The 18,573-nt window shown below is 71.3% G+C and carries 19 protein-coding genes; 7 read left to right on the forward strand and 12 right to left on the reverse strand.

Annotated features, from left to right (window positions below):
- Positions 1 to 71: 71 nt before the first annotated feature.
- Positions 72 to 1,982, reverse strand: a complete 1,911-nt coding sequence (locus IEZ13_RS25710) for a helix-turn-helix domain-containing protein (RefSeq protein WP_183223583.1) — start codon at positions 1,980 to 1,982, stop codon at positions 72 to 74.
- Positions 1,983 to 2,194: 212 nt separating this feature from the next.
- Between IEZ13_RS25710 and IEZ13_RS25715 the strand changes: the two genes are divergently transcribed.
- Both IEZ13_RS25715 and IEZ13_RS25720 read left to right on the forward strand, forming a co-directional pair.
- On the forward strand, positions 2,195 to 2,401 hold the full coding sequence (locus IEZ13_RS25715) for a DUF3311 domain-containing protein (RefSeq protein ID WP_183223585.1): 207 nt from the start codon (positions 2,195 to 2,197) through the stop codon (positions 2,399 to 2,401).
- Positions 2,394 to 4,031 carry a sodium:solute symporter family protein gene (locus IEZ13_RS25720; RefSeq protein WP_183223588.1) on the forward strand — a complete coding sequence of 546 codons (1,638 nt, stop codon included), beginning with the start codon at positions 2,394 to 2,396 and terminating at the stop codon, positions 4,029 to 4,031. The genes IEZ13_RS25715 and IEZ13_RS25720 overlap by 8 nt, the downstream gene beginning before the upstream one ends.
- On the opposite strand, the gene IEZ13_RS25725 is transcribed toward IEZ13_RS25720, so the two are convergent.
- Both IEZ13_RS25725 and IEZ13_RS25730 read right to left on the reverse strand, forming a co-directional pair.
- The gene (locus tag IEZ13_RS25725; protein ID WP_183223590.1) at positions 4,024 to 5,652 is read right to left on the reverse strand and encodes a substrate-binding domain-containing protein; all 1,629 of its coding nucleotides are present in this window, start codon (positions 5,650 to 5,652) and stop codon (positions 4,024 to 4,026) included. The two genes, IEZ13_RS25720 and IEZ13_RS25725, sit on opposite strands and share 8 nt — an antisense overlap.
- Before the next feature lie 94 nt (positions 5,653 to 5,746).
- A complete protein-coding gene (locus tag IEZ13_RS25730; RefSeq protein WP_183223592.1) occupies positions 5,747 to 6,928 on the reverse strand; it encodes a zinc-dependent alcohol dehydrogenase in 1,182 nt (393 codons plus the stop codon).
- 258 nt (positions 6,929 to 7,186) lie between these two features.
- Between IEZ13_RS25730 and IEZ13_RS25735 the strand changes: the two genes are divergently transcribed.
- Complete coding sequence (locus IEZ13_RS25735; protein ID WP_372441928.1) at positions 7,187 to 7,687, forward strand: GGDEF domain-containing protein; 501 nt, start codon at positions 7,187 to 7,189, stop codon at positions 7,685 to 7,687.
- 15 nt (positions 7,688 to 7,702) lie between these two features.
- Here the strand turns inward: IEZ13_RS25735 and IEZ13_RS25740 are convergent, their stop codons facing one another.
- The 8 genes from IEZ13_RS25740 to IEZ13_RS25775 all read right to left on the reverse strand — a co-directional run bounded on the left by IEZ13_RS25740 (position 7,703) and on the right by IEZ13_RS25775 (position 13,575).
- A complete protein-coding gene (locus IEZ13_RS25740) occupies positions 7,703 to 8,635 on the reverse strand; it encodes a serine hydrolase domain-containing protein (RefSeq protein ID WP_183223594.1) in 933 nt (310 codons plus the stop codon).
- A complete protein-coding gene (locus IEZ13_RS25745; RefSeq protein WP_183223596.1) occupies positions 8,632 to 9,528 on the reverse strand; it encodes a DUF6895 family protein in 897 nt (298 codons plus the stop codon). Before IEZ13_RS25745 ends, IEZ13_RS25740 begins: the two co-directional genes overlap by 4 nt.
- Entirely contained in the window at positions 9,525 to 10,061 is a 537-nt protein-coding gene (locus IEZ13_RS25750) for a hypothetical protein (protein ID WP_183223598.1), read from the reverse strand. Before IEZ13_RS25750 ends, IEZ13_RS25745 begins: the two co-directional genes overlap by 4 nt.
- A 98-nt stretch (positions 10,062 to 10,159) precedes the next feature.
- Positions 10,160 to 10,333, reverse strand: a complete 174-nt coding sequence (locus IEZ13_RS25755; RefSeq protein ID WP_183223600.1) for a hypothetical protein — start codon at positions 10,331 to 10,333, stop codon at positions 10,160 to 10,162.
- 73 nt (positions 10,334 to 10,406) lie between these two features.
- A complete protein-coding gene (locus IEZ13_RS25760; RefSeq protein ID WP_183223602.1) occupies positions 10,407 to 11,042 on the reverse strand; it encodes a lysoplasmalogenase in 636 nt (211 codons plus the stop codon).
- On the reverse strand, positions 11,039 to 11,866 hold the full coding sequence (locus tag IEZ13_RS25765) for a sterol desaturase family protein (RefSeq protein ID WP_183223604.1): 828 nt from the start codon (positions 11,864 to 11,866) through the stop codon (positions 11,039 to 11,041). The genes IEZ13_RS25760 and IEZ13_RS25765 overlap by 4 nt, the downstream gene beginning before the upstream one ends.
- Before the next feature lie 256 nt (positions 11,867 to 12,122).
- Complete coding sequence (locus IEZ13_RS25770; protein ID WP_183223606.1) at positions 12,123 to 12,863, reverse strand: FadR/GntR family transcriptional regulator; 741 nt, start codon at positions 12,861 to 12,863, stop codon at positions 12,123 to 12,125.
- 100 nt (positions 12,864 to 12,963) lie between these two features.
- Complete coding sequence (locus IEZ13_RS25775) at positions 12,964 to 13,575, reverse strand: alpha/beta fold hydrolase (protein WP_183223608.1); 612 nt, start codon at positions 13,573 to 13,575, stop codon at positions 12,964 to 12,966.
- A gap of 77 nt (positions 13,576 to 13,652) precedes the next feature.
- On the opposite strand from IEZ13_RS25775, the gene IEZ13_RS25780 reads away from it, so the two are divergent.
- The 3 genes from IEZ13_RS25780 (at position 13,653) to IEZ13_RS25790 (ending at position 15,846) form a co-directional block, all read left to right on the forward strand.
- Positions 13,653 to 14,804: a hypothetical protein gene (locus IEZ13_RS25780; protein ID WP_203834091.1), complete on the forward strand. Its 1,152-nt coding sequence runs from the start codon at positions 13,653 to 13,655 to the stop codon at positions 14,802 to 14,804.
- Between the two features lie 59 nt (positions 14,805 to 14,863).
- Positions 14,864 to 15,445 (forward strand): hypothetical protein, encoded by a 582-nt coding sequence (locus IEZ13_RS25785; protein WP_183223610.1) that lies wholly within the window; start codon positions 14,864 to 14,866, stop codon positions 15,443 to 15,445.
- A 125-nt stretch (positions 15,446 to 15,570) separates the two neighbouring features.
- The gene (locus IEZ13_RS25790; RefSeq protein WP_183223613.1) at positions 15,571 to 15,846 is read left to right on the forward strand and encodes a hypothetical protein; all 276 of its coding nucleotides are present in this window, start codon (positions 15,571 to 15,573) and stop codon (positions 15,844 to 15,846) included.
- Positions 15,847 to 16,214: 368 nt separating this feature from the next.
- On the opposite strand, the gene IEZ13_RS25795 is transcribed toward IEZ13_RS25790, so the two are convergent.
- A complete protein-coding gene (locus IEZ13_RS25795; protein ID WP_183223615.1) occupies positions 16,215 to 17,435 on the reverse strand; it encodes an MFS transporter in 1,221 nt (406 codons plus the stop codon).
- Positions 17,436 to 17,501: 66 nt separating this feature from the next.
- Between IEZ13_RS25795 and IEZ13_RS25800 the strand changes: the two genes are divergently transcribed.
- The gene (locus IEZ13_RS25800) at positions 17,502 to 18,470 is read left to right on the forward strand and encodes a DUF5937 family protein (protein WP_183223617.1); all 969 of its coding nucleotides are present in this window, start codon (positions 17,502 to 17,504) and stop codon (positions 18,468 to 18,470) included.
- The last annotated feature ends 103 nt before the right edge of the window (positions 18,471 to 18,573 follow it).

Consider the following 18,573-nt stretch of genomic DNA (forward strand, 5'->3'; position numbering starts at 1 on the left):
GCCGACCGTAGGTCTTCCGGGTCCGGTAGCCCATGGATCGGATCCACACATTGAGGTGCGTGCCGGTGTGGTCAGTCCACCGGCTCGAGTGGGCCGCGCAGCCGGTGCAGCCGTAGGGCCAGTTGCAGGTCGAGGACGCGGCGGGGTTCGTCCCAGTTCTCGCCGAGCAGTTGGGCGACCCGTTCCAGGCGCTGGGTGACCGTGTTGACGTGCACGTGCAGGGTTTCGGCGGCCCGGCCGAGGGCGCCGCCGGCGTCGAACCAGGCCTCCAGGGTGCGGATCAGGGCGGTGCCCCGGCGGGCGTCGTAGTCGATCACCGGTCCGGCGAGGGCGGTCACGAACCCGGCGACGTCGCGGCGGTCGCCGAGCAGCAGGCCGACGTAGCCGAGCTCGGCGGTGCCGGCTCCGGTGCCGGCGCGGCCGAGGGTGACCAGCGCGCTCAGGCAGCGGCCGGCCTCCCGGTAGGCGGGGGCGACGGCGGCGGCGCCGCGGGACGGTCCGGCGCCGCCGGCGGTGACCGTCCGGCCGAGGGCCCGGCCGAGTTCGCGGGCGACCTGCCGGGCGGTGCCGGCCGGGTCGTCGCCGGGCAGCAGCAGGGCCACCCGGTCGTCGCGGGTGAGGGCGAGCCCGTGCCGGGCGGCGGCGAAGGTCCGGGCCCAGGAGGTGGCGCGCTGGCCGGGGCCGTCGCCGGTGCCGTCGCCGGCGGCCACCAGGACGAAGGGTGCGTCCAGGTCGAGGCCGAGCCGGGCGGCGCGGGAGCGGGCGGCGGCCGGGTCACGGACCGGGCGGCTGATCAGGTCGTCGAGCAGGTCGCCGCGGACCTGTGCCTCGGCGTCGGCGACGGTGCGCCGGAAGAGCAGCAGCAGGGCGGTCACCTGGGCGGCGCGTTCCAGGATGCGCTGGTCCATCTCGGACAGGGTCCGGTCGGGCCGGAAGACGAGCGCGCCCAGGTTGTCGGCGCCGGCGACCACCGCCGCGATGATCAGCTCGCCGCGGCGTACGCTGCGTCCCTCGCCGCGGGAGGCCGCCACCGCCTCACCTACCGTGGTGTCGCCGGGCCCGTCCAGGGTGGCGCAGCCGGGGCTGGCGGCGGTGGCCAGCGGCCGGCCCTCGGCGTCGATCACGAGCAGGGCCCCGTGCAGGACGTCGACCAGGTCGGCGGCGACGTCGCCGACCCCGCCGCCGCGCAGCACGACCGAGGTCATCCGCTCGTGGGCGGCGGCGGCCCGTTCCACCGACTCGCTGTGTGCCTGGATGACGGCGTTGGCGGCGGACAGTTCGGCCAGGGCGGCCTGTGTCTCGCTGAGCAGCCGGGCGGTGTCGAGCGCGACCGCGGCGTGTGCGGCCAGGGACAGCAGCAGCGCGACCTCCTCGCGGGCGAACGGCCGTTCGGTGCGGTTGGCGGCCAGCAGCACACCGATCACGGTCGATCCGAGCCGCATCGGCACGCCGAGGATCGCGACCAGGCCCTCCTCGCCGACGCCCTGATCGATCTCGGCCGTGTGCTGGAAGCGTTCGTCGGTGGCGTAGTTGGCGGTGGCGTACGGGGTTCCGGTCAGCGCCACGAGCCCGCCGAGCCCGTAGCCGGGCGGCAGCCGCAGCCTCTGGAAGCTGGCCGCCACCGAGCCGTCGGTGACCCGCATGTACGTGTCCCCGCGTTCCGGGTCGTTGAGGGTCATGTAGGACACGTCGACGTTGAGCAGTGTCCTGGCCCGGTGCACGATGGCCCGCAGCACGGCGTCGACGTCGCGCAGCCCGGCCAGGTCGCCGGCCGTCTCGTAGAGGGCGGACAGTTCCTCCTCGCGCCGCCGGCGGCGTTCCAGCAGCGCCCGCACCCGCAGGGCCATGGCCTTGGCCTGTTCGAGGTCGGCGAGTTCGGCCCCGGACAGCCCGGCGGTGCGCGCGGCGACCAGGGGGCGTTCGAACTCGACGACCGCGGCCTCGCGCGCGAGCAGATCGAGGTATTCCCATCCGTGCGGCATGGGCGACACCTTAGAGGCAGTCGGCCGATCTCGATATGTGCCGCGGCGACATGTGGTTCCGGAACCTGGTGGCCGCGACCTACATAGCCGGTAACCGTCTCGTATTTGGCCTTTCTTATTTGGATCTCCACGAGTAGAACGGGTGCCACGGTTTCGGCACACCACGTGCAAATTGTTGATCTTGACGCGCCACGACGCCAGGAGACATATCGATGCCCACCCGCTCCCGCTCCCGCCACTGGCAGTGGCTGCTGATAGTTCCGACGGCCGCGCCACTGCTCACCCCGTACGCGAACCGCATCGAGCCCCGCATGGCCGGTGTCCCGTTCTTCTTCTGGTACCAGATCGCCTGCGCCCTGCTCGCCATGGTGGTCATCACCTTCGTCCACCTGGTCACCCGCGAGGACGATCATGAGTGACCGCACCATCGAGGTCGGCGTCTTCGTCGCCCTGATGGCCGTCGTCGTGCTGGCCGGTTTCGGCGCGGCCCGTTGGCGCGCCCCGGACAACCCGCACACGCTCGAGGAGTGGGGTGTCGGCGGCCGCGCGTTCGGCAACTGGACCATCTGGTTCCTGCTCGGCGGCAGCATGTACAGCGCGTACACGTTCATCGCCGTGCCGGCGCTCACCTACGGCGTCGGCGCGATCGGCTACTTCGCCGTCCCGTTCGCCGTCATCACCACCCCGTTCACCTTCATCTTCACGACGAAGGCCTGGTCGGTGGCCCGGCGGCACGGCTTTCTCACCCACAGCGAGTTCGCCACCGCCCGGTTCGGCTCGCCCGGCCTCGGCGCGCTTGTTGCGGTCACCGGCATTCTCGCCACCATTCCGTACGTCGCCGTGCAGCTGGTGTCGTTGCAGGCGGTGCTGCGCACGGTCGGGTTCGGCGGGGAGTGGCCGCTGCTGGCCGCCGTGACCGTGGTGTCGATCTGCACGTTCCGGTCCGGGCTGCGCGCCCCGGCGCTGCTGTCCATCGTCAAGGACGTGCTGCTCGCCTGGATGCTGCTGACCGCGGTGCTGATGGTCGCCATGTACGGCGGCTGGGACAGCGCCTTCGACGGCGCCGCCACCCGGTTCGCGGCCACCCCGAACCCGGCCGACGGGCTGCTGCTGCCGGACACCGGCCACCTCGGGTTCCTCACCCTGGTCATCGGCTCGGTGCTGGCGATCTTCGCGTACCCGCACGCGCTGCTCGGCATGCTGGCGGCCAAGGACCGGGCGACGATCCGCCGCAACGCCGCGGCCCTGCCGATCTACTGCATAGCGCTGGCGATCATGGCGATGCTCGGGTTCTTCGCCCTGTCCCGCGGTGTCCGGCCGGCCGACGGCGACCTGAACACCGTGGTGCCGCAGATGATCCACGAGTTCTTCCCGCCGTGGTCGGCGGGGATCGCGTACGCCGCCCTGAGCGTCGCGGCCCTGATCCCGGCGTCCGTCATGTCGATCGCCGCGGCGACCACCTTCACCCGGAGCCTCTACCGCCCCTACCTGCGCCCGAACGCCACCCAGGCGACCGAGGCGAAGGTCAGCCGGTGGGTGTCGCTGATCGTCAAATTCGGCGCGGCCGCCCTGATTCTCGCCGTCGACCCGGCCTTCTCGGTGGACCTGCAACTGATCGGCGGCGTCGTCATCCTGCAGACCATCCCGACCGTGCTCCTCGGGCTGATCACCCGCTGGTTCCACCGCGCCGCCCTGATCAGCGGCCTGATCGCCGGCCTGGCCGTCGGCGTGGTGATGCTCTACCTGACCCCGAGGCTCGACGGCGCCGGCCGGACCGTGGCGGAACACTTCGGCGGTTCCAGCTGGTCACTGGGCGACGGCCGCAGCATCTACGTCGGCATCGTGGCGCTGGTGGTGAACCTGGTGGTCACCGTCGTGGTCACGCTGGTCCTGCGGGTCGCCAAGGTGCCGTCCGGCGCCGACCAGACCCGGCCGGACGACTACCTGGCCGACGCGGACGACCCGTACATGCAGCGCCTCGACCAGCTGATCGACGGCCTGCCCCGGGCCGACGAGAATCCCGGACGGCCGCGGGAGGGCGTCAGGTAGGCCGGCACACCAGCGGGAACTCAGTCTCCGAACACGGCCGGTTGCCGTGCTCGCGGAGGATGTCCTTGCCACCCTGGTCGGTCAGATAGCGCAGGAAGGCCGCCCCGATCGAATCGGCGGGCAATTCCCCGTACGTGTACGCGAACTCGGTCTGCCAGTACGGATACCGGCCGTCCTCGACCCCGGTCAGGGTGGCCGGCGCCTGGTCGATCCGCACCTGCACGACATCCCCGGCGGTGGCGGCGCTGCTCACCTCGCTGTGGCCGAGCGCGCCGGGGATGTCGGCCACCTCCCGCAGCAGCGTCTCGGTGCTGTCGGTCTCGCAGTGGCCCGGCTGGTCTGTCCGGATGGCGGCGCAGTCGTTGACGGTCGCCTCCGGCACGTCGATCCGGGTCGTGCCGTCGGTCAGCACGCGCTCGACCAGGGCGGTACGGGTACCCGATCCGCGGTGGCGGCTCACCAGGTGGATGGGCAGGTTCGCGCCACCCACCTCCGACCAGTTGGCGATCCGCCCGGCGTAGATGTCACGGATCTGCCGCGTCGACAGATTGTTGATCCGGGCCTGCTTGTTCGCGACCAGGGTGAACAGTGCATAGACGACCGGCCGGGCCAGCAGCTGGGCGTGGCTGCCCTCGACCGGCCCGTCGGTGAACGCGATGTGGTCGCCCAGCCCCGCGCCGCCGGGCACCTTGGCGTCCTCACCGGCCTTCTCCAGCGCCGTGATGCCGGCGGTGCTGCCCTGGAACGTCGCGTCGTTCAGCGGGATCTTCGCGCCCTTTCCGGAGCACAGTTCGGCGTACCGCTCGGCGGCCGCCCGCACCGACGGGCCGAAAGCCGTCGACCCGTGCAGGTGCAGGGTGCCGCCGACGCAGTCCAGCGGCGCCGGGTCGTCGCGCAGGAACAGGGCGAGGCTGGACTGCACGAGCACCGCGACGGCCAGTAGACCGATCCCGACCTGGGCGGGCCGGGACGCGAACGTGTGACTCTCGGTACGCGCCAGCCGTACCTTGTCGATTCTCTTGAACCACCGGTTCTGCGGTCCGCTCAGCGCGGCGCGGAACGTCGGCGGCGGGCTGCCGGGTTTGTCGTCGTCGGTCCAGCGTTCCAGCAGCACCATGACCTTGTAGTGCTCGCCCGGGTTGAGCTTGACCTTGGGCAGGTTGACCAGGCCCGACGTGCCCTCGTTGTCGCTCTCGAAGCCGGGCGCCTCGACGAACCGGGGCTGGTCGCCGGTGGCGTTCTTGTTCGGCACGTAGAAGAAGCGGTGCAACTCGTCCTGGCTGTAGTCGGGCACCGACATGCCGACCACCTTGCGCTCCGGGAAGAGGACAGTCATGCCGACGTCGCCGACCGGGGCCAGGTAGTCCTCCTCGCGGATCTCCGTCCAACCGGCGTTCTCCACCCGCAGCAGCACCAGCGACGGGTTGCGGGACCGATCGCCCTGATAGGTGTGCACCAGCACGTTGGCCTCGGTGGCGCCGGCCTTGCCGGTGAGCAGGGTGTCCATCTGTACGCGATAGCCGAGCCGCTTGCGGCGGACGATCGCGAACTCCCACACGAACGCCCCGAGCGGCACGACGACGCTGAGGATGGCGATGACTGACTGGAAATCCAGGGGCACGAACGGTCAGGCTCGCAGGCCGGGGTGGTGATCGGCCAGACCTTTCACCACCCCGGCGGCCCGAATTCATCCGCCGTCCACATCCGACCGTCGATCAGGGCTTGAGGACCACCTTGACGCAGCCGTCCTGCTTCTTCTTGAAGATCTCGTACGCGTGCGGCGCCTCCTCCAACGGCAGCCGGTGGGTGACCAGATCGTCCACACCCAACGGATCCTCGTCACCGGTGAGCAGCGGCATCAGGTCGTCGACCCAGCGCTTCACGTGCGCCTGTCCCATCCGCAGCGTGACCCCCTTGTCGAACAGGTCCAGCATCGGGATCGGATCGGCGTTGCCCCCGTACACGCCGATGATCGAGACGGTGCCGGCCCGGCGTACCGCCTCGAAGGCCGTGGTGAGCGCCGCCATCCGGTCGATGCCGGCCTTCTCGACCGCCTTGCGGGCCAGCGGGTCGGGCAGCATCCCGGCCGCTTTCACGGCGGCCGCCTGGATCGGCGCGCCGTGCGCCTCCATGCCGACCGCCTCGATCACGCTGTCCGCGCCACGCCCGTGCGTCAGCTCGCGCACCGCTTCGGCCACGTCGGTGTCGCCGGTGTCGAGGGCCTCGATACCGTGCCGGCGGGCCATGGCGAGCCGCTCCGGCACGTTGTCGGAGGCGATCACCCGCTCGGCCCCGAGGTGCCGGGCGATGCGGGCGCTCATCTGGCCGATCGGGCCGAGGCCGGTGACCAGAACCGTGTCGCCCGGGCGGATGTCGGCGTACTTGGCGGCCTGCCACGAGGTGGTCAGCACGTCGGAGAGGAACAGGAAACGCTCGTCGGGATGGCCGTCGGGCACCTTGATCGGGCCGAACTGGGCCTGCGGGACACGCAGGTACTCGGCCTGCCCGCCGGGCACCTGGCCGTACAGGCGGGTGTAGCCGAACAGGGCGGCGCCCTTGCCCTGGCCGGTGACCTGGGTGGTCTCGCACTGGGCGTACCAGCCGCGGGTGCACATCCAGCAGTGCCCGCAGGAGATGTTGAACGGGATGACCACGCGGTCGCCCGGCCGGATGTGGGTGACGTCGGCGCCGACCGCCTCGACGACGCCCATCGGCTCGTGCCCGAGGATGTCGCCCTTGTCGATGTACATGCCGAGCACGTCGTACAGGTGCAGGTCGGAGCCGCAGATGGCGGTCGAGGTGATGCGCACGACGGCGTCGGTCGGTTCCTGGATCCGGGGATCGGGCACCGTCTCCACCGAGACCCTGCCGGTGCCCTGCCATGTCAAAGCTCGCATGGTCGATGCATGCCCGCTCACATCGCGATCAACCACGTCTCAGGTCGGCGGCACGTACGCCGATTCCGGCCACGTGAGTTGTCTCCGGCGGGTGCGTAGCAACTCCCGTGACCCCCATCCCGCGGTGGTCAGCGGGTTCACCGTCGGCGTCATGTTCTTCCTAGCCGGTATCTACACGTTCTTCACCATCTCACCGTCGGCGAGCTGCTGGCCTGGCGCACCGAACGGCTGCGCCACCTGCAGGACCGGCTGCAACGGCTGGCCGAGCACGACTCGCTGACCGGGTTGCCGAACCGGGCCGCGTTCACCGCCGCGCTGCGCGACCGCTGCGACGGGCCGGATCCGGTCGCCGTGCTCTTCCTCGACCTCGACGGGTTCAAGCAGATCAACGACCGGCTGGGCCACGCCGCCGGTGACGAGGTCCTGGTTCAGGTGGCCGGGGCTCTGCACGCCATCGCCCGGCCCGGCCACGACGTGCCCGGCCGGCTGGCCGGCGACGAGTTCGTGATGCTGCTGCCGGACACGACGCGGATCGAGGCGGAGGAGATCGCCGACCGGCTGGTCCGGCGGCTCGGCGAGCTGCACGCCGCGGACGGCACACCGGTGCGCGGGAGCGCGGGCGTCGCCGCCGGTCACCGCATTGCCGCGGAGCAGCTTCTGGCGCAGGCGGACCAGGCGATGTACGCGGTGAAGCAGCGCCGTCACGCCCAGGCCACGATGCCGGCGGCTCGCCGCGGGGAGCCCTCCAGAGCCGCATAGGGTGTATCGCGCCGGTCAGGGTTCGGCGTCCACCGTCCGGGCCGAGGCCTCCAGCGCCGCGAAGGCCGGCGTCACGATGCTGTCGCGGCCGGGGGTGGCGTCGGTCAGCGCCGCGAAGGCGGTACGCCGGGGCGGACAGAATCCGGCCAGGGCGGTGAAGCCCGGAGTCGCGCCGGAATGCCAGCGCAGATCGCCGTCGCGTTCCCAGCCGATCCCCGCGGTGGTGGCCAGGCGCACGGCGGCCGCCAGCGGCGAGCTGTCCGGATCCAGCCACGCGGCCAGATAACGGCCCAGGTCGGTGACCGTGCTGCGCAGGGCGCCGGCGGGAGCCAGGCCGGGAATGCGGAACGGCGGCCGGATCCGCCCGCGCGCGCTGTGCCCGGTGGCGTCCCGCTCCGGGCGCTGTTCGCAGCCGGTGTCGGTGAGACCCAGCGGAACGGTGATGTGGGCCGCGATCAGGTCCGCCCAGCCGGTGCCGGCCGCCCGGGACAGGGCTTCGCCGAGCAGCCCGATACCGAAGGTCGAGTACCCGGTCCGGCTGCCCGGCGCGTGGCGGATCCGGCACCGGCCGGCCGCCCTCAGCAGCGACCTGGCGGGGTAGCGGGCGTACGGGGCGGACAGCGGCGTGGGGAGCGCACGCAGGTAGAGGTCGCGGGGCACGCGCGGGAGGCCGGAGGTGTGCGCGGCCAGATGGCGCAGGGTCACCTCGGGGCCGTGCGGCCCGGGCAGGCGGGCCGGCGGCGGCAGGTGGCGGTTCACCGGGTCGTCGAGGGCCACCAGGCCGGCGGCGGCCAGGTCGCAGAGCAGCAGCACGGTCAGGGTCTTGGTGACCGATCCGATCTCGTACCGGGTGCGCGGGTCTCCCGTACCCCGATGGGTGAAGGAAGCCTGACCGTCGCGGACGGTGACCGTGCCGACCGCGGTGGCCCCGGCCGGTAGGCCGATCATGCGGCGGCCGCCGGCGCGTGCAGGCGACGGGACAGGCCGAGGGTGCCGGCGACGGCGGCGACCACCGTCGGATGGTGGTCGTGCAGGAAGGCTTCGCCGGGCTCGTCCGGGCCGGGCTCGGCGTCGCGCGGCAGACGGCCGTCGGGGCGCTGCACCTCCGCCAGCCCGGTCCAGGCTTCCGGCGGGCACACCGGCGCGGGCAGGCAGGCGTCGACCATCAGCAGCTCGCCGACCAGGTCCCATGCGGCGATCTCGGTCCACACGTCGAGCCACACCGGCAGCCAGACTTCCAGGTAGCCGACCATCTCCGGGGTGAGGCCGCCGGGGTCGGCGCCCCAGTCGGTGAGGTGGAAGACCGTGTGGGTCATGCCGTAGGCGGTTGTCCGGTCGATGAGCCATGGCGCGGTAGCAGCGCCCAGCCAGGTTCGCGCCGCTAAGGCCGTCATGTCGGCGGACGGCTCCAGGCCGGTGATCCGGGCGGCGTTCGCCACCGCGAGGCGCCGGTTCGGCACCAGTTCCCTCGTGTGCTCGGGTCGGGTCCGCCGGAGATGCCGCAGCAGCTCCTCGAGGGCCGGATGCCGTAGACCTGCCCGGGCGAAATGGGCGTAGATCTCCAGCGGGTCGGTGGATGCCGGATTCTCCGCCTGGCAGGCGTAGAGCGCGTCGCCGCGGCCCAGCTCCCACCAGGCGTACTCGAGCAGATCACGGGCGACCTGCCGCTGGCCCGCTCCGGCCACTCCCTCACGCAAGATGATCGCCGCGGCCAGCGCCGTCTCGCCGAGCGACTTGTATGTGCTGTCGTCGTCCGGATCCAGGCGCAGATGGTGGATTCCGCCGCTCAGCCAACTGGTGGCCGACTCCGCCAGCCGGTGGGCGGCCACGGTGGCGGTCATCGCCGCATCCGATCGCAGACGGCCACGTCGAGAGCGGTCCGGGCGGCGGCGCCGCCCAGCAGCCGGAGGTGGTCGAGCAGGAGGCCGGTGTCCAGCGGCACGCGCACGCCGTACCACTGAAGGAGGACCAGCCAGCGGGTGAGCGCCGCCGCGGTCGGATGATCGCGCCGCATCGTCGCTCGCGCCGCCCCTCGGGCGATGGCCGCGGGCCGGTCCCGGACCGCGTCGTGCAGCGGGCCGTCGAGTTTCGGCGTGGCCAGGGCGGAGAGCGCCACGAGCGCACCGGCGAAGGTCTTCCAGGAGTCGCCCGCGTGGAACGGCAGAGCGTCCGGAATCCGGTGGGTGACGCCGGCGGCGCGCTGCATGGCCCACTCCTGCCAGTCGGCCACCGGATCCGGGCCCGGCTGTGCGAACGTGCCGACGGCCTCGATGAGAATCGCGCGGTCGTCCGGGCCGGGCAGGGCGGCGCCGGCCATCGTGTCGGCGCCGAGGATGCGGATCGCGGCGAGCGCGCGGGAACGGGACGGGCACACGGCAACGAACTGTGCCGGCGAACCCGTGTCATGGCCGGATTCGAGTCCGTCCACGACACGGGTCGCCAACTCGTTGACCGCCTGCTCGTAGCCGGCGGTCAGCGGGCCCTCTTCGGCCGCGGCGCCGACAGCAGAAGCATCAGCGGGTCGCCGCTGGCCATCGGTGGGCCGATCGGGACGCCGCTCGTCGGGGCTTCGGGCCGCCGCGACAACTCGGTCACCGCCGCCCGATCAACGGTCTCGTCCACCCTGATCAGGGTGTGGGTGCTCATCGTGCACTCCTTTCGAGGAGGTTCGACTCCGCGAATCACCCTAAAGAATCAAAACGCTCAAGAAGCCGTAGATCTATTCATATCGCAGCCCCGACTTCGACGGCCCACGCCCATCGAAGCCGGTGGCGATCAGGTAGAGGGCCGCCATGTATGTCGCCATCACCAGCACGCCGTGGCCGGGCGGTTCGAACCCGGCCGCGCCGAGGCCGATCAGCGCGTCCGAGACCAGGAAACACGCGCCACCGGCGGCGACCCGCCGGGAGACCCCTGCCGCTGCCGCCGCCATCGCGGTCAGCGCCAGGCTGTAGATCATCACCGGTACGCGCAGAGCGCCCAGCCGGCTCCACAGCAGAAGGTTCGCGCCCGCCCAGACCACCCCGTACCCGATCATCGCCGCGACCGGTGGCCGCGACCGGCGCAGGAACGCCACGATCAGGGTGATCTGCGTACCGAGGAAGAACAGCATCCCGATCAGGAACGCGGTCTGCCCCGGGATCAGCAGCGCGATGTCCCCGGCGGTGGCGCAGACCAGCGCCAGCGTGATCGGGCCCGGCTTGCGCAGGTGCGCGATGAGAAGCGGCGCCAGCAGCGGTTTCGCCACCCATTGCAGGGCGGTGACGTCCGCCGCGACCGCGACGATCTCGACCGCCGCCGCGACGGCGAACAGGGTGAGCGGCAGGTCCAGGCGCCGCGCCGTCGTCGTGCTCATGCCGCCGGCTGCCAACCCGGGCGGCCGAACAGGAACCCGGCTCGGTGGCGCCAACTCGTCGCCGCCCGCACGTCCCGCCAGATCGCCGCGTACTCGTGGGTGGCGACCTTGAGCGGGTTGAACGTCTGGAGGTTGGTCGTCAGGCCGTAGCTGACGCGCTCCCCCTCCGGCTCGAAACTGCCGAACAGCCGGTCCCAGACGATCAGGATGCCGCCGTAGTTGCGGTCCAGGTAGGGGTCGTTGGAGCCGTGGTGCACCCGGTGGTGCGACGGGGTGTTGAAGAACCACTCGATCGGCCGGGGCAGCCGGTCGATCCGCTCGGTGTGCAGGAAGAACTGGTAGGCCAGGCTGATCGACTGCTGGAGGAAGATCATCCAGGGCGGGAATCCGAGGGCCGCCAGCCCCAGCCAGAACGGCAGCGAGGTCATCGGCGTCCAGCTCTGCCGCAGCGCCGTGGAGAAGTTGAAGTACTGGCTGGAATGGTGCACCACGTGCCCGGCCCAGAGCAGTCGCACCTCGTGGTGCAGCCGGTGGAACCAGTAGTAGGCGAAGTCGTCGGCGAAGAACAGCAGCACCCACACCCACCAGTCGTGCGGGTCCAGTTTGACCGGGCTGAGCACGTAGAGCCCGGCGAACAGCACCGCGGTGAACAGCTTCCACGGCACGCCGATGATCTGGCTGCCCACACCCATGGACAGGCTGGTGGCGGTGTCACGGGCCTCGTAGCCCCGCTCCTCGTCGTCCGGCAGGAACCGGAACGACAGGACCTCCATGACTATCAGTAACAGGAACGCCGGGACGGCGTAGAGGACGGCGGGAATCATTCCGGGGGCTTGTCCAATCCGTGGGGTGAGCCGGGGCGGTCGTCGGTGGTCACCGCCCCGACCGGGACAGGGGTCATCGCCGCGTCTCCGCCAAGGCGGTCACACGGTCTCGTCTTCGTTTCCGCACGGCGTGCTTCACGGACGCCGCAGCCGTTCCTCCGCGGATGGCTTCGTCGGCGGCTTTCCGTGGGCGGGCGCTGCCTCGCCTCGGGTGGCTTGTCGGCTTCGTTGTGGGCTCGACCGGCGCCGCCCGTCGTCAGCCGCGTTCGGAAGTGGTCTCACCGGCTTCGTCGTGGGCGGCGGCCGCGCCGATCGCGGTCAGCGCGAGCAGCTCACGGGCCGTGCGCTGCGCGCCGGCCACGTCGCCCCGGGCGATCTGATCGGACAACCTACGGTGGGCGGCCACGTCCAGGAGCTCAGCGGTACGCCGGGGAGCGGGCACATGACCGACCGCGAGCGCCCCGGCGGTGAGGCTGTTGAAGGCGAGCAGGTAGGCGATGTTCCCGGAACCCTCGATGATCCGCCGCCACAGCGCCAGGTCGGCCTCCCCCATCCTGGCCAGATCGGGGATGGCCGCCGCATAACGGTCGACGGCCTCGGTGATCGCCGCCCGCGCCCCGGGTGCGGCCCGCTCGGCGCACAGCCGGGCGGCGTCGGCACCGATGCAGGCACGCATCTCCAGAACATCCCGTTCGAGCGTGGCGACGGGCAGCACGTCCTCGGCGCCGGCGAGCGCCATCGTCAGGTCGAGACCCGCGGTGGCCCGCCAGTCCAGCACCCGGGTCGCTCCGCCCTGACTCACCTGCACCAGCCCGAGCTGCTGCAACCGCCGCAGTGCCTCGCGGACCGCATGCCGGTTGACCTCGAACGTCGCGGACAGCTCACGCTCACTGGGCAGCGCCTCGTCGGCGGCGTAGCGACCGCTGACGATGGCGTCACGCAGCCGCCCGAACACCTGATCCGACACGGACTGCCGGGAGATCGGCTCGAACGTCATGCCGGGAAGTGTGCCCGCCCTCACACCAACCCGTCAACTGGTTGGACCAGTTGGCCGGCGACTTCTGAGCCATGGCCGCCCCACGGCCCGGCGAACGCCGTCAACCACTTCGTGCGACGGCCTCGGCGAAGGCCCGCATCGGGGCCGACCAGCCGTTCGGATCGCCCCAGCAGAAGTCGTGCGCGCCGGGCAGCTCGACGTAGCCGCCGGTCGCCAGACTCCGGGCCCACCGCGCCGTGCACATCGGATCCTCCCGGCCCCGCAGCACCAGGATCGGCGCCGTCACTCCGCGCAATGACTCCTCGATGACATGCCGTCGATGGACGCGCACCAGATGCGCGATGAGGCGCGGCCCGGCACGCCGCCATTCCGGCCACTGCGTGGCGAGGACGCCGGGAGCCTCACGACGTCCGGCCAGCAACCAGCGGTGGAACAGGCGGTCCGGCCGGCGATGGGCGGGATCGGTCATCGGCGCCGCCAGCACCAGCCCGGCCACCCTCGGGTCCCGGCTCGCGGCCTCGGCGGCCACCTGTGTTCCGCTGGAGTGCCCGGCGAGAATCACCGGGTACCGCATGTTTCCGGCCAGCCAGTCGGCGACCGCACCCCCGTAATCCGCGACCGATAGGCGCTCCGGATCAGTTCCGGCTGGTCGTGAGGGCTGTCTCGGAGCGTTCGAGACAGCCCCGGCGACCAGCCGGGCAAGATCGACCACACCTGAAGTGGACAGATCCGAGGCGGAGAAGTGGTCACAGCCGGTTCGTACCCGGTGGTTCGGGGCATCAACCGGCGGTGGGGATGCCGCGTGAGGTCGCCGGGTTCGACTCCGCGACGGGGATGGTCGTGGCGCTGGCCCGATTCCTGCACGGGCTCGGCACCCCGCCACTGGGCGATCCGCTGATCCACCTGTGCGCGGCGCTCGGCGTGCCGTGGTTGCCGCAGACCGTGCTCATACCCGTACGCCAAAGGGGTTTGAATCCCGATGAACCGCGACGCGCGGCAGACGCCTTCGACCGCACCGCTCGCGCCCTGCTGGACGGCAATCCCGACCTGGTGCTGCACCACATGCACGACCCGGTGCAGGACCGGCTGACGCTGCGCCGGATCGCCTGTTTCCGGGTCAAACGGACCCGGCTCGGGCGCGCCTACGAGGAGTTCCTGACCGATGTGCTGGAACCCGGCGGGACGGTGCTGCTGGCGGAATGTAGGCAGACATGGCCGGTCTCGTCGCGGGGCGAGCGGCACGTGTTCCAGTTCGGGGCGGTCGGTGGCCTGCCGCCGCACGAGTCGACAGCAGCGCACGCGTCCGCGACTATCTGCGCCGCTACCGGGTTCCGGCCGGGCGGTGGGAGGCGCCGCCCGTGGACGGCACGGCGCCGGGCCGAGTGGGGATTCGAGCCGGGGCTCCGTGACGACGTCCGACGGTTCGCGAAGGAACGCGGCTACCGGGTGGCGCGTCTGGTCCACGACGAGCCGGAGGACCTCAGCACACTCGTCGCCGATCTCTATCGTCGCTGGTACCGGCGTCGCGGGCGGCCCACGAACCGGTTGCTGATCGAGTCGTTCATGCTGCTGGACCCATGGTGGACGCTGCGCACCGGCAGCGTCCCGTACTGGACGCTGTTCCCGGTGCGGCCGTCGCTCGACCGGCTGCACCGCTATCTGGACGGCGCGGACACGTACGATTTCATGCACCTGGGCCTTTTCTGCCACGGCGTCGGGTCGCCGGGTTCGGTGAGCGCGGCGGAATGGCGTGATCTGCTGGGCCGTGCCGGCGTGAAAGGCGCGTTCGCCGGAGTCTCGCCACGCCGCTATCCGGCCGATCCGGGCACGTTCTTCGAGTTCCCGCGCGCGCTGCGGACTATCCCGCAACGGCATCCGCTTCCCGAGCCACTCACCCTGAGTGAGGTCGAAGCCTACGTCGGCGGTCAGTACTTCCACTGATGTGCGGGGACGGAACCGGGCCGAACATCGTCGGTAACGACCACCGGAGGTGACCGACGATGTACGCACGAATCCAGACCACCGCGTCCCGGCCCGACAACGCCGACAAGCTCGCCCGCGAGCTGGTCGAAATGATCTCCGGACATCCGGGGAACGCGGGCCTGATCCTGCTCGAGGGCACGCTGATCACGCTGTGGACCAACCGGGAGGACGCCGAACTGGCCTCGGAACGCTCACAGGCCGGTCGCGGGCCACGCCCGGTGACGATCCAGACCGACGACATCTATCAGATCGAGGACGATCGGCCCGGTACGGCGGCGGGCCGGCCGGCCACCGCCGGATGGATCGGCTACTTCGACGGGCCGTTGAACGCGGTCCAGCTCGCCACCATCCGCCGCGCCGGCGCGGAACGGATCCGGCCGGCGCTGCAGAGCCTTCCCGGCCTGGTCCGGACGCTGACCCTGTGGCATCCCGGCGACACGAAGTTCGCCGTCGTCCACCTGGCCACCTCGGCGGACTCAGTGCGGGAGATCGGCGACGCGGTCATGTCGACGCGGTTGCTCGACGGCGAGGACCCGGCGTTGCTGCCCGGTCCGGACCGGATGGCGACGAGCCCGGTGGTCGCCTACGAAACCGTGTGATGTGAACCGTCGGCGGTCCGGCGGTGTTCACCCCTGCGAGGGACGACGCCCGGAAAAGTTGTCGTATCCCACGGCTACCTTGAGGGTCTACCGGTCGAGAGTGTCGCGCGAAGGAGGAGAGCACCATGACTGCCGTTTTGACCGCCGCCCGTGCGGAGGCACTGTTCACCACCGCTCTGGCCACCGGAAGCCGACCGGCCTACGAGGTCGTTGACGAGGCGATCCGCGTCGCGGTGCGCACACACGGTGGCGTCCGCGGTTGCGCAGCCGACGTGGCCGCCGAGTATGGCGACTACCCCGAGGTGGCCGTCCCCCGGATGCTGTGGGCGCTGAGCGTCGTCGAGCAGCTGTACCCGGCACGCCGCGAGCGCCCACAGCAGCGCTGGGCCCTCGTCGCCTGAGCGGTCGGGTTCTCATGAGGCTCGGTGGACAGCCCACTGCCGAGCCTTGCCGACCAAGCGTCCGGTTCACCCCTCGGTCGGCAAACGGTCCTGATCGCCACCCGCCCGAAGTGATTGTCCGGACAGTGGCTGATCTTGCCCAGCTGGTCCTCAGTGCTGCCGCAGCGCCGTGGAGACAGCGCTCAGCGCCAGCCAAGTAATCTCGGCCGGTCGTCAGTGCTGTCTCGCACGCTTTGAACAGCACCCACAACCAGCCGGGCAAGATCGACCACGGTGCACAACCACTTGAAAACGGGCACGCCGCGTTCGGATCCGGCCGGGCGGTTTCGGTGGCGACGGCACTCGGATGCCGTACCCCCGAATGGGTTTCAGGCGACGCGGCGGCGGAGGTGGACGGGGAGGGCGACCAGCGACGTGGCCATGCCCGCGGCCGCGATGGCGGTGGCGGGTGAGGTCAGCTCGGCGAGCGCGCCGAAGACCAGCGGGCCCACGCCTTGCAGTGCCATCAGACCGGTGGAGAGCAGGGCGAACAGCTGGCCGAGACGATCAGCGGGGGCCGCTTCCAGGAACTCGCGTTGCAGGCCGAGGCCGTAGGCGAAGCCGGTTCCGGCGAGCACCAGGACCACGGTGACCAGTGGTAGCGGCAGCGGTGCCAGCAGGGTGATCAGCGGGGCGCCCAGCAGGATGATCAGCGGGGCGGAGAGACGTTCGCGCACGCTCGGGCGCAGCAGGCGGCCGACGGCGAAGTTGCCGATGAGCATGCCGACCGCGGGGGCCGCCATCAGGATCGCGCCGGCGCCGGGAGCGAAGCCGCGCCGGGCGGCGTAGGCGACGAGCAGCGCTTCGGAGCCGGCGACGAACGCGGACGGCAGCCATTGGGCGAGCAGCAGGCGCCGGATGGTGCGGTCGGTGAGCATGGAGATCGCGCCGGTCCAGCTGTCGCGGACCGCTCCCCCGGTCTTCGAGCCGGCGCCGCAGCGGTCAGCGGGCAATCCGCCGTGGTCGGCGGGCAATCCGATGCGGACGGCGGCCGCGGCGAGCAGGTGGCAGACGGCGGCGACCATCAGGGCCGGGCGGGCGCCGAGCGTCGCTACCGCGACGCCGCCGCCGGCCAGGCCGAGAAGCTGTGCGGCGGACGAAGACATGCTGGTCAACGAGCGGCCCAGGACGTACGCGTCGCCGGTGAGACGTTCGGCGATCACCTTCGACGCGGCGCCGGAGAAGACCGGGGTGAAGCAGGCGACCGCGGCCACGAGCAGCAGGTTGACCACGACCGGCAGGTCGGCCAGGCACAGGGTCGCCGCCAGCGCGGCCTCCACGGCGTAACCGGCGACGATCAGCGGACGGGCCGGGAGCCGGTCGGTGAGCGAGCCGAGCAACAGGCCGCCCGCGAACTGCGGCAGGAACCCGGCACCGAAGGCGAGCGCACTGAGCAGCGGGGAGCCGGTACTCGTGTAGACCAGGACCGACAGCGCGAAGATCTGGAGGGAGTTCGCGCTGATGGCGAGGGTGCGGGCGACGAACAGCGTGCGGAACGTGGGTTCCGCGAACACCTCGCGATAGGTGGCCGGGCGATCGGTGACGGTCATGCCGTGAGCTTGCGGCCCGGGCACTGCGGCGGACCAATGTTTCGTCGTCTGGCGTAAGGTCGTGGGGTGTTGCGGTTCGTCGTCGGCACCGAGGACCTTTTGCGGACACGGTTCGCCCTGTCGCCGGTGTTCGATCTGATCAATCTGATCCGCGCGGTGGCCGGTCCACACGGACGGGGTGTTCCCGCGTCGTGGCTGGCCCGGTTGCGCCCCCGGTTCGAGCCGTTGAAGGCCGATCCGGTGCTCGACGCGATTCACGCGCTGCACCTGGACACGTCGGGGGCGACCTTCATCTGTCCCCCACCGCAGCGGATCGGGCAGACCATCGAGGACGACCTGGCGGCGTTACGAGCCGCCCCGCCCCCGCTCGTCCGGGAGGAGATCGACTACTACCTGGCACGGTCATCGTCGTCGGCGGCCGCTCGTGAGGTGCTGACCGCTCCAGACGTCCTGGACCGGCTGGCCGTCTTCCTGGCCGCCGCCTGGTCCGTCCTGCTCGCCGAGGACTGGCCGAAATTGCGCCTTCTCTGCGAGCGTGACGTCGTCCACCGATCCGGCGAACTGAGCCGCGCCGGCTGGGAGGCGGCCCTGTCCGGCCTCCACCCGAAGCTGCGCTGGCGGGACGGCGGAATCGACCTGATCGGCCGGCGCGGCCACGCCACGGTGCTGGACGGCGCGGGCCTGTTGCTGGTGCCGTCGGTGTTCATCTGGCCGGAATTCGCCGTCTTCGCCGACGAGCCGTGGCCGAAGGCCATCGTCTATCCGGTACGCGGTGTGGCGACCCTGCTCGAACAGGGGCCACCCGAGGCGCCGGAACACCTGGCCGCACTGATCGGACGCTCCCGCGCCCTGATCCTGATAATGCTGGCCGATCCCGCGAGCACGAGTCAGCTGGCCCGCGCCCTCGGAATGGCGGTCGGTGCGGTGGGCGATCATCTCGGCGTACTCCTCCGGTCCGGCGTGGTGGAGAGGGCCAGGGCAGGCCGATCCGTGCTCTACCGACGAACGCCCCTGGGCGACGCCCTGGTGGGATGACATCGCGCTCCACCAGGGCAACAGGCGCGCTGCGGCGTCCGCTAACACAGCCTCCAGCCAACATCACCGCCCCAAAACCAGATACCTTGCGAGCCCGCCGCCG

Source organism: Actinoplanes campanulatus (assembly GCF_014647795.1).
GTDB lineage: Bacteria > Actinomycetota > Actinomycetes > Mycobacteriales > Micromonosporaceae > Actinoplanes > Actinoplanes campanulatus.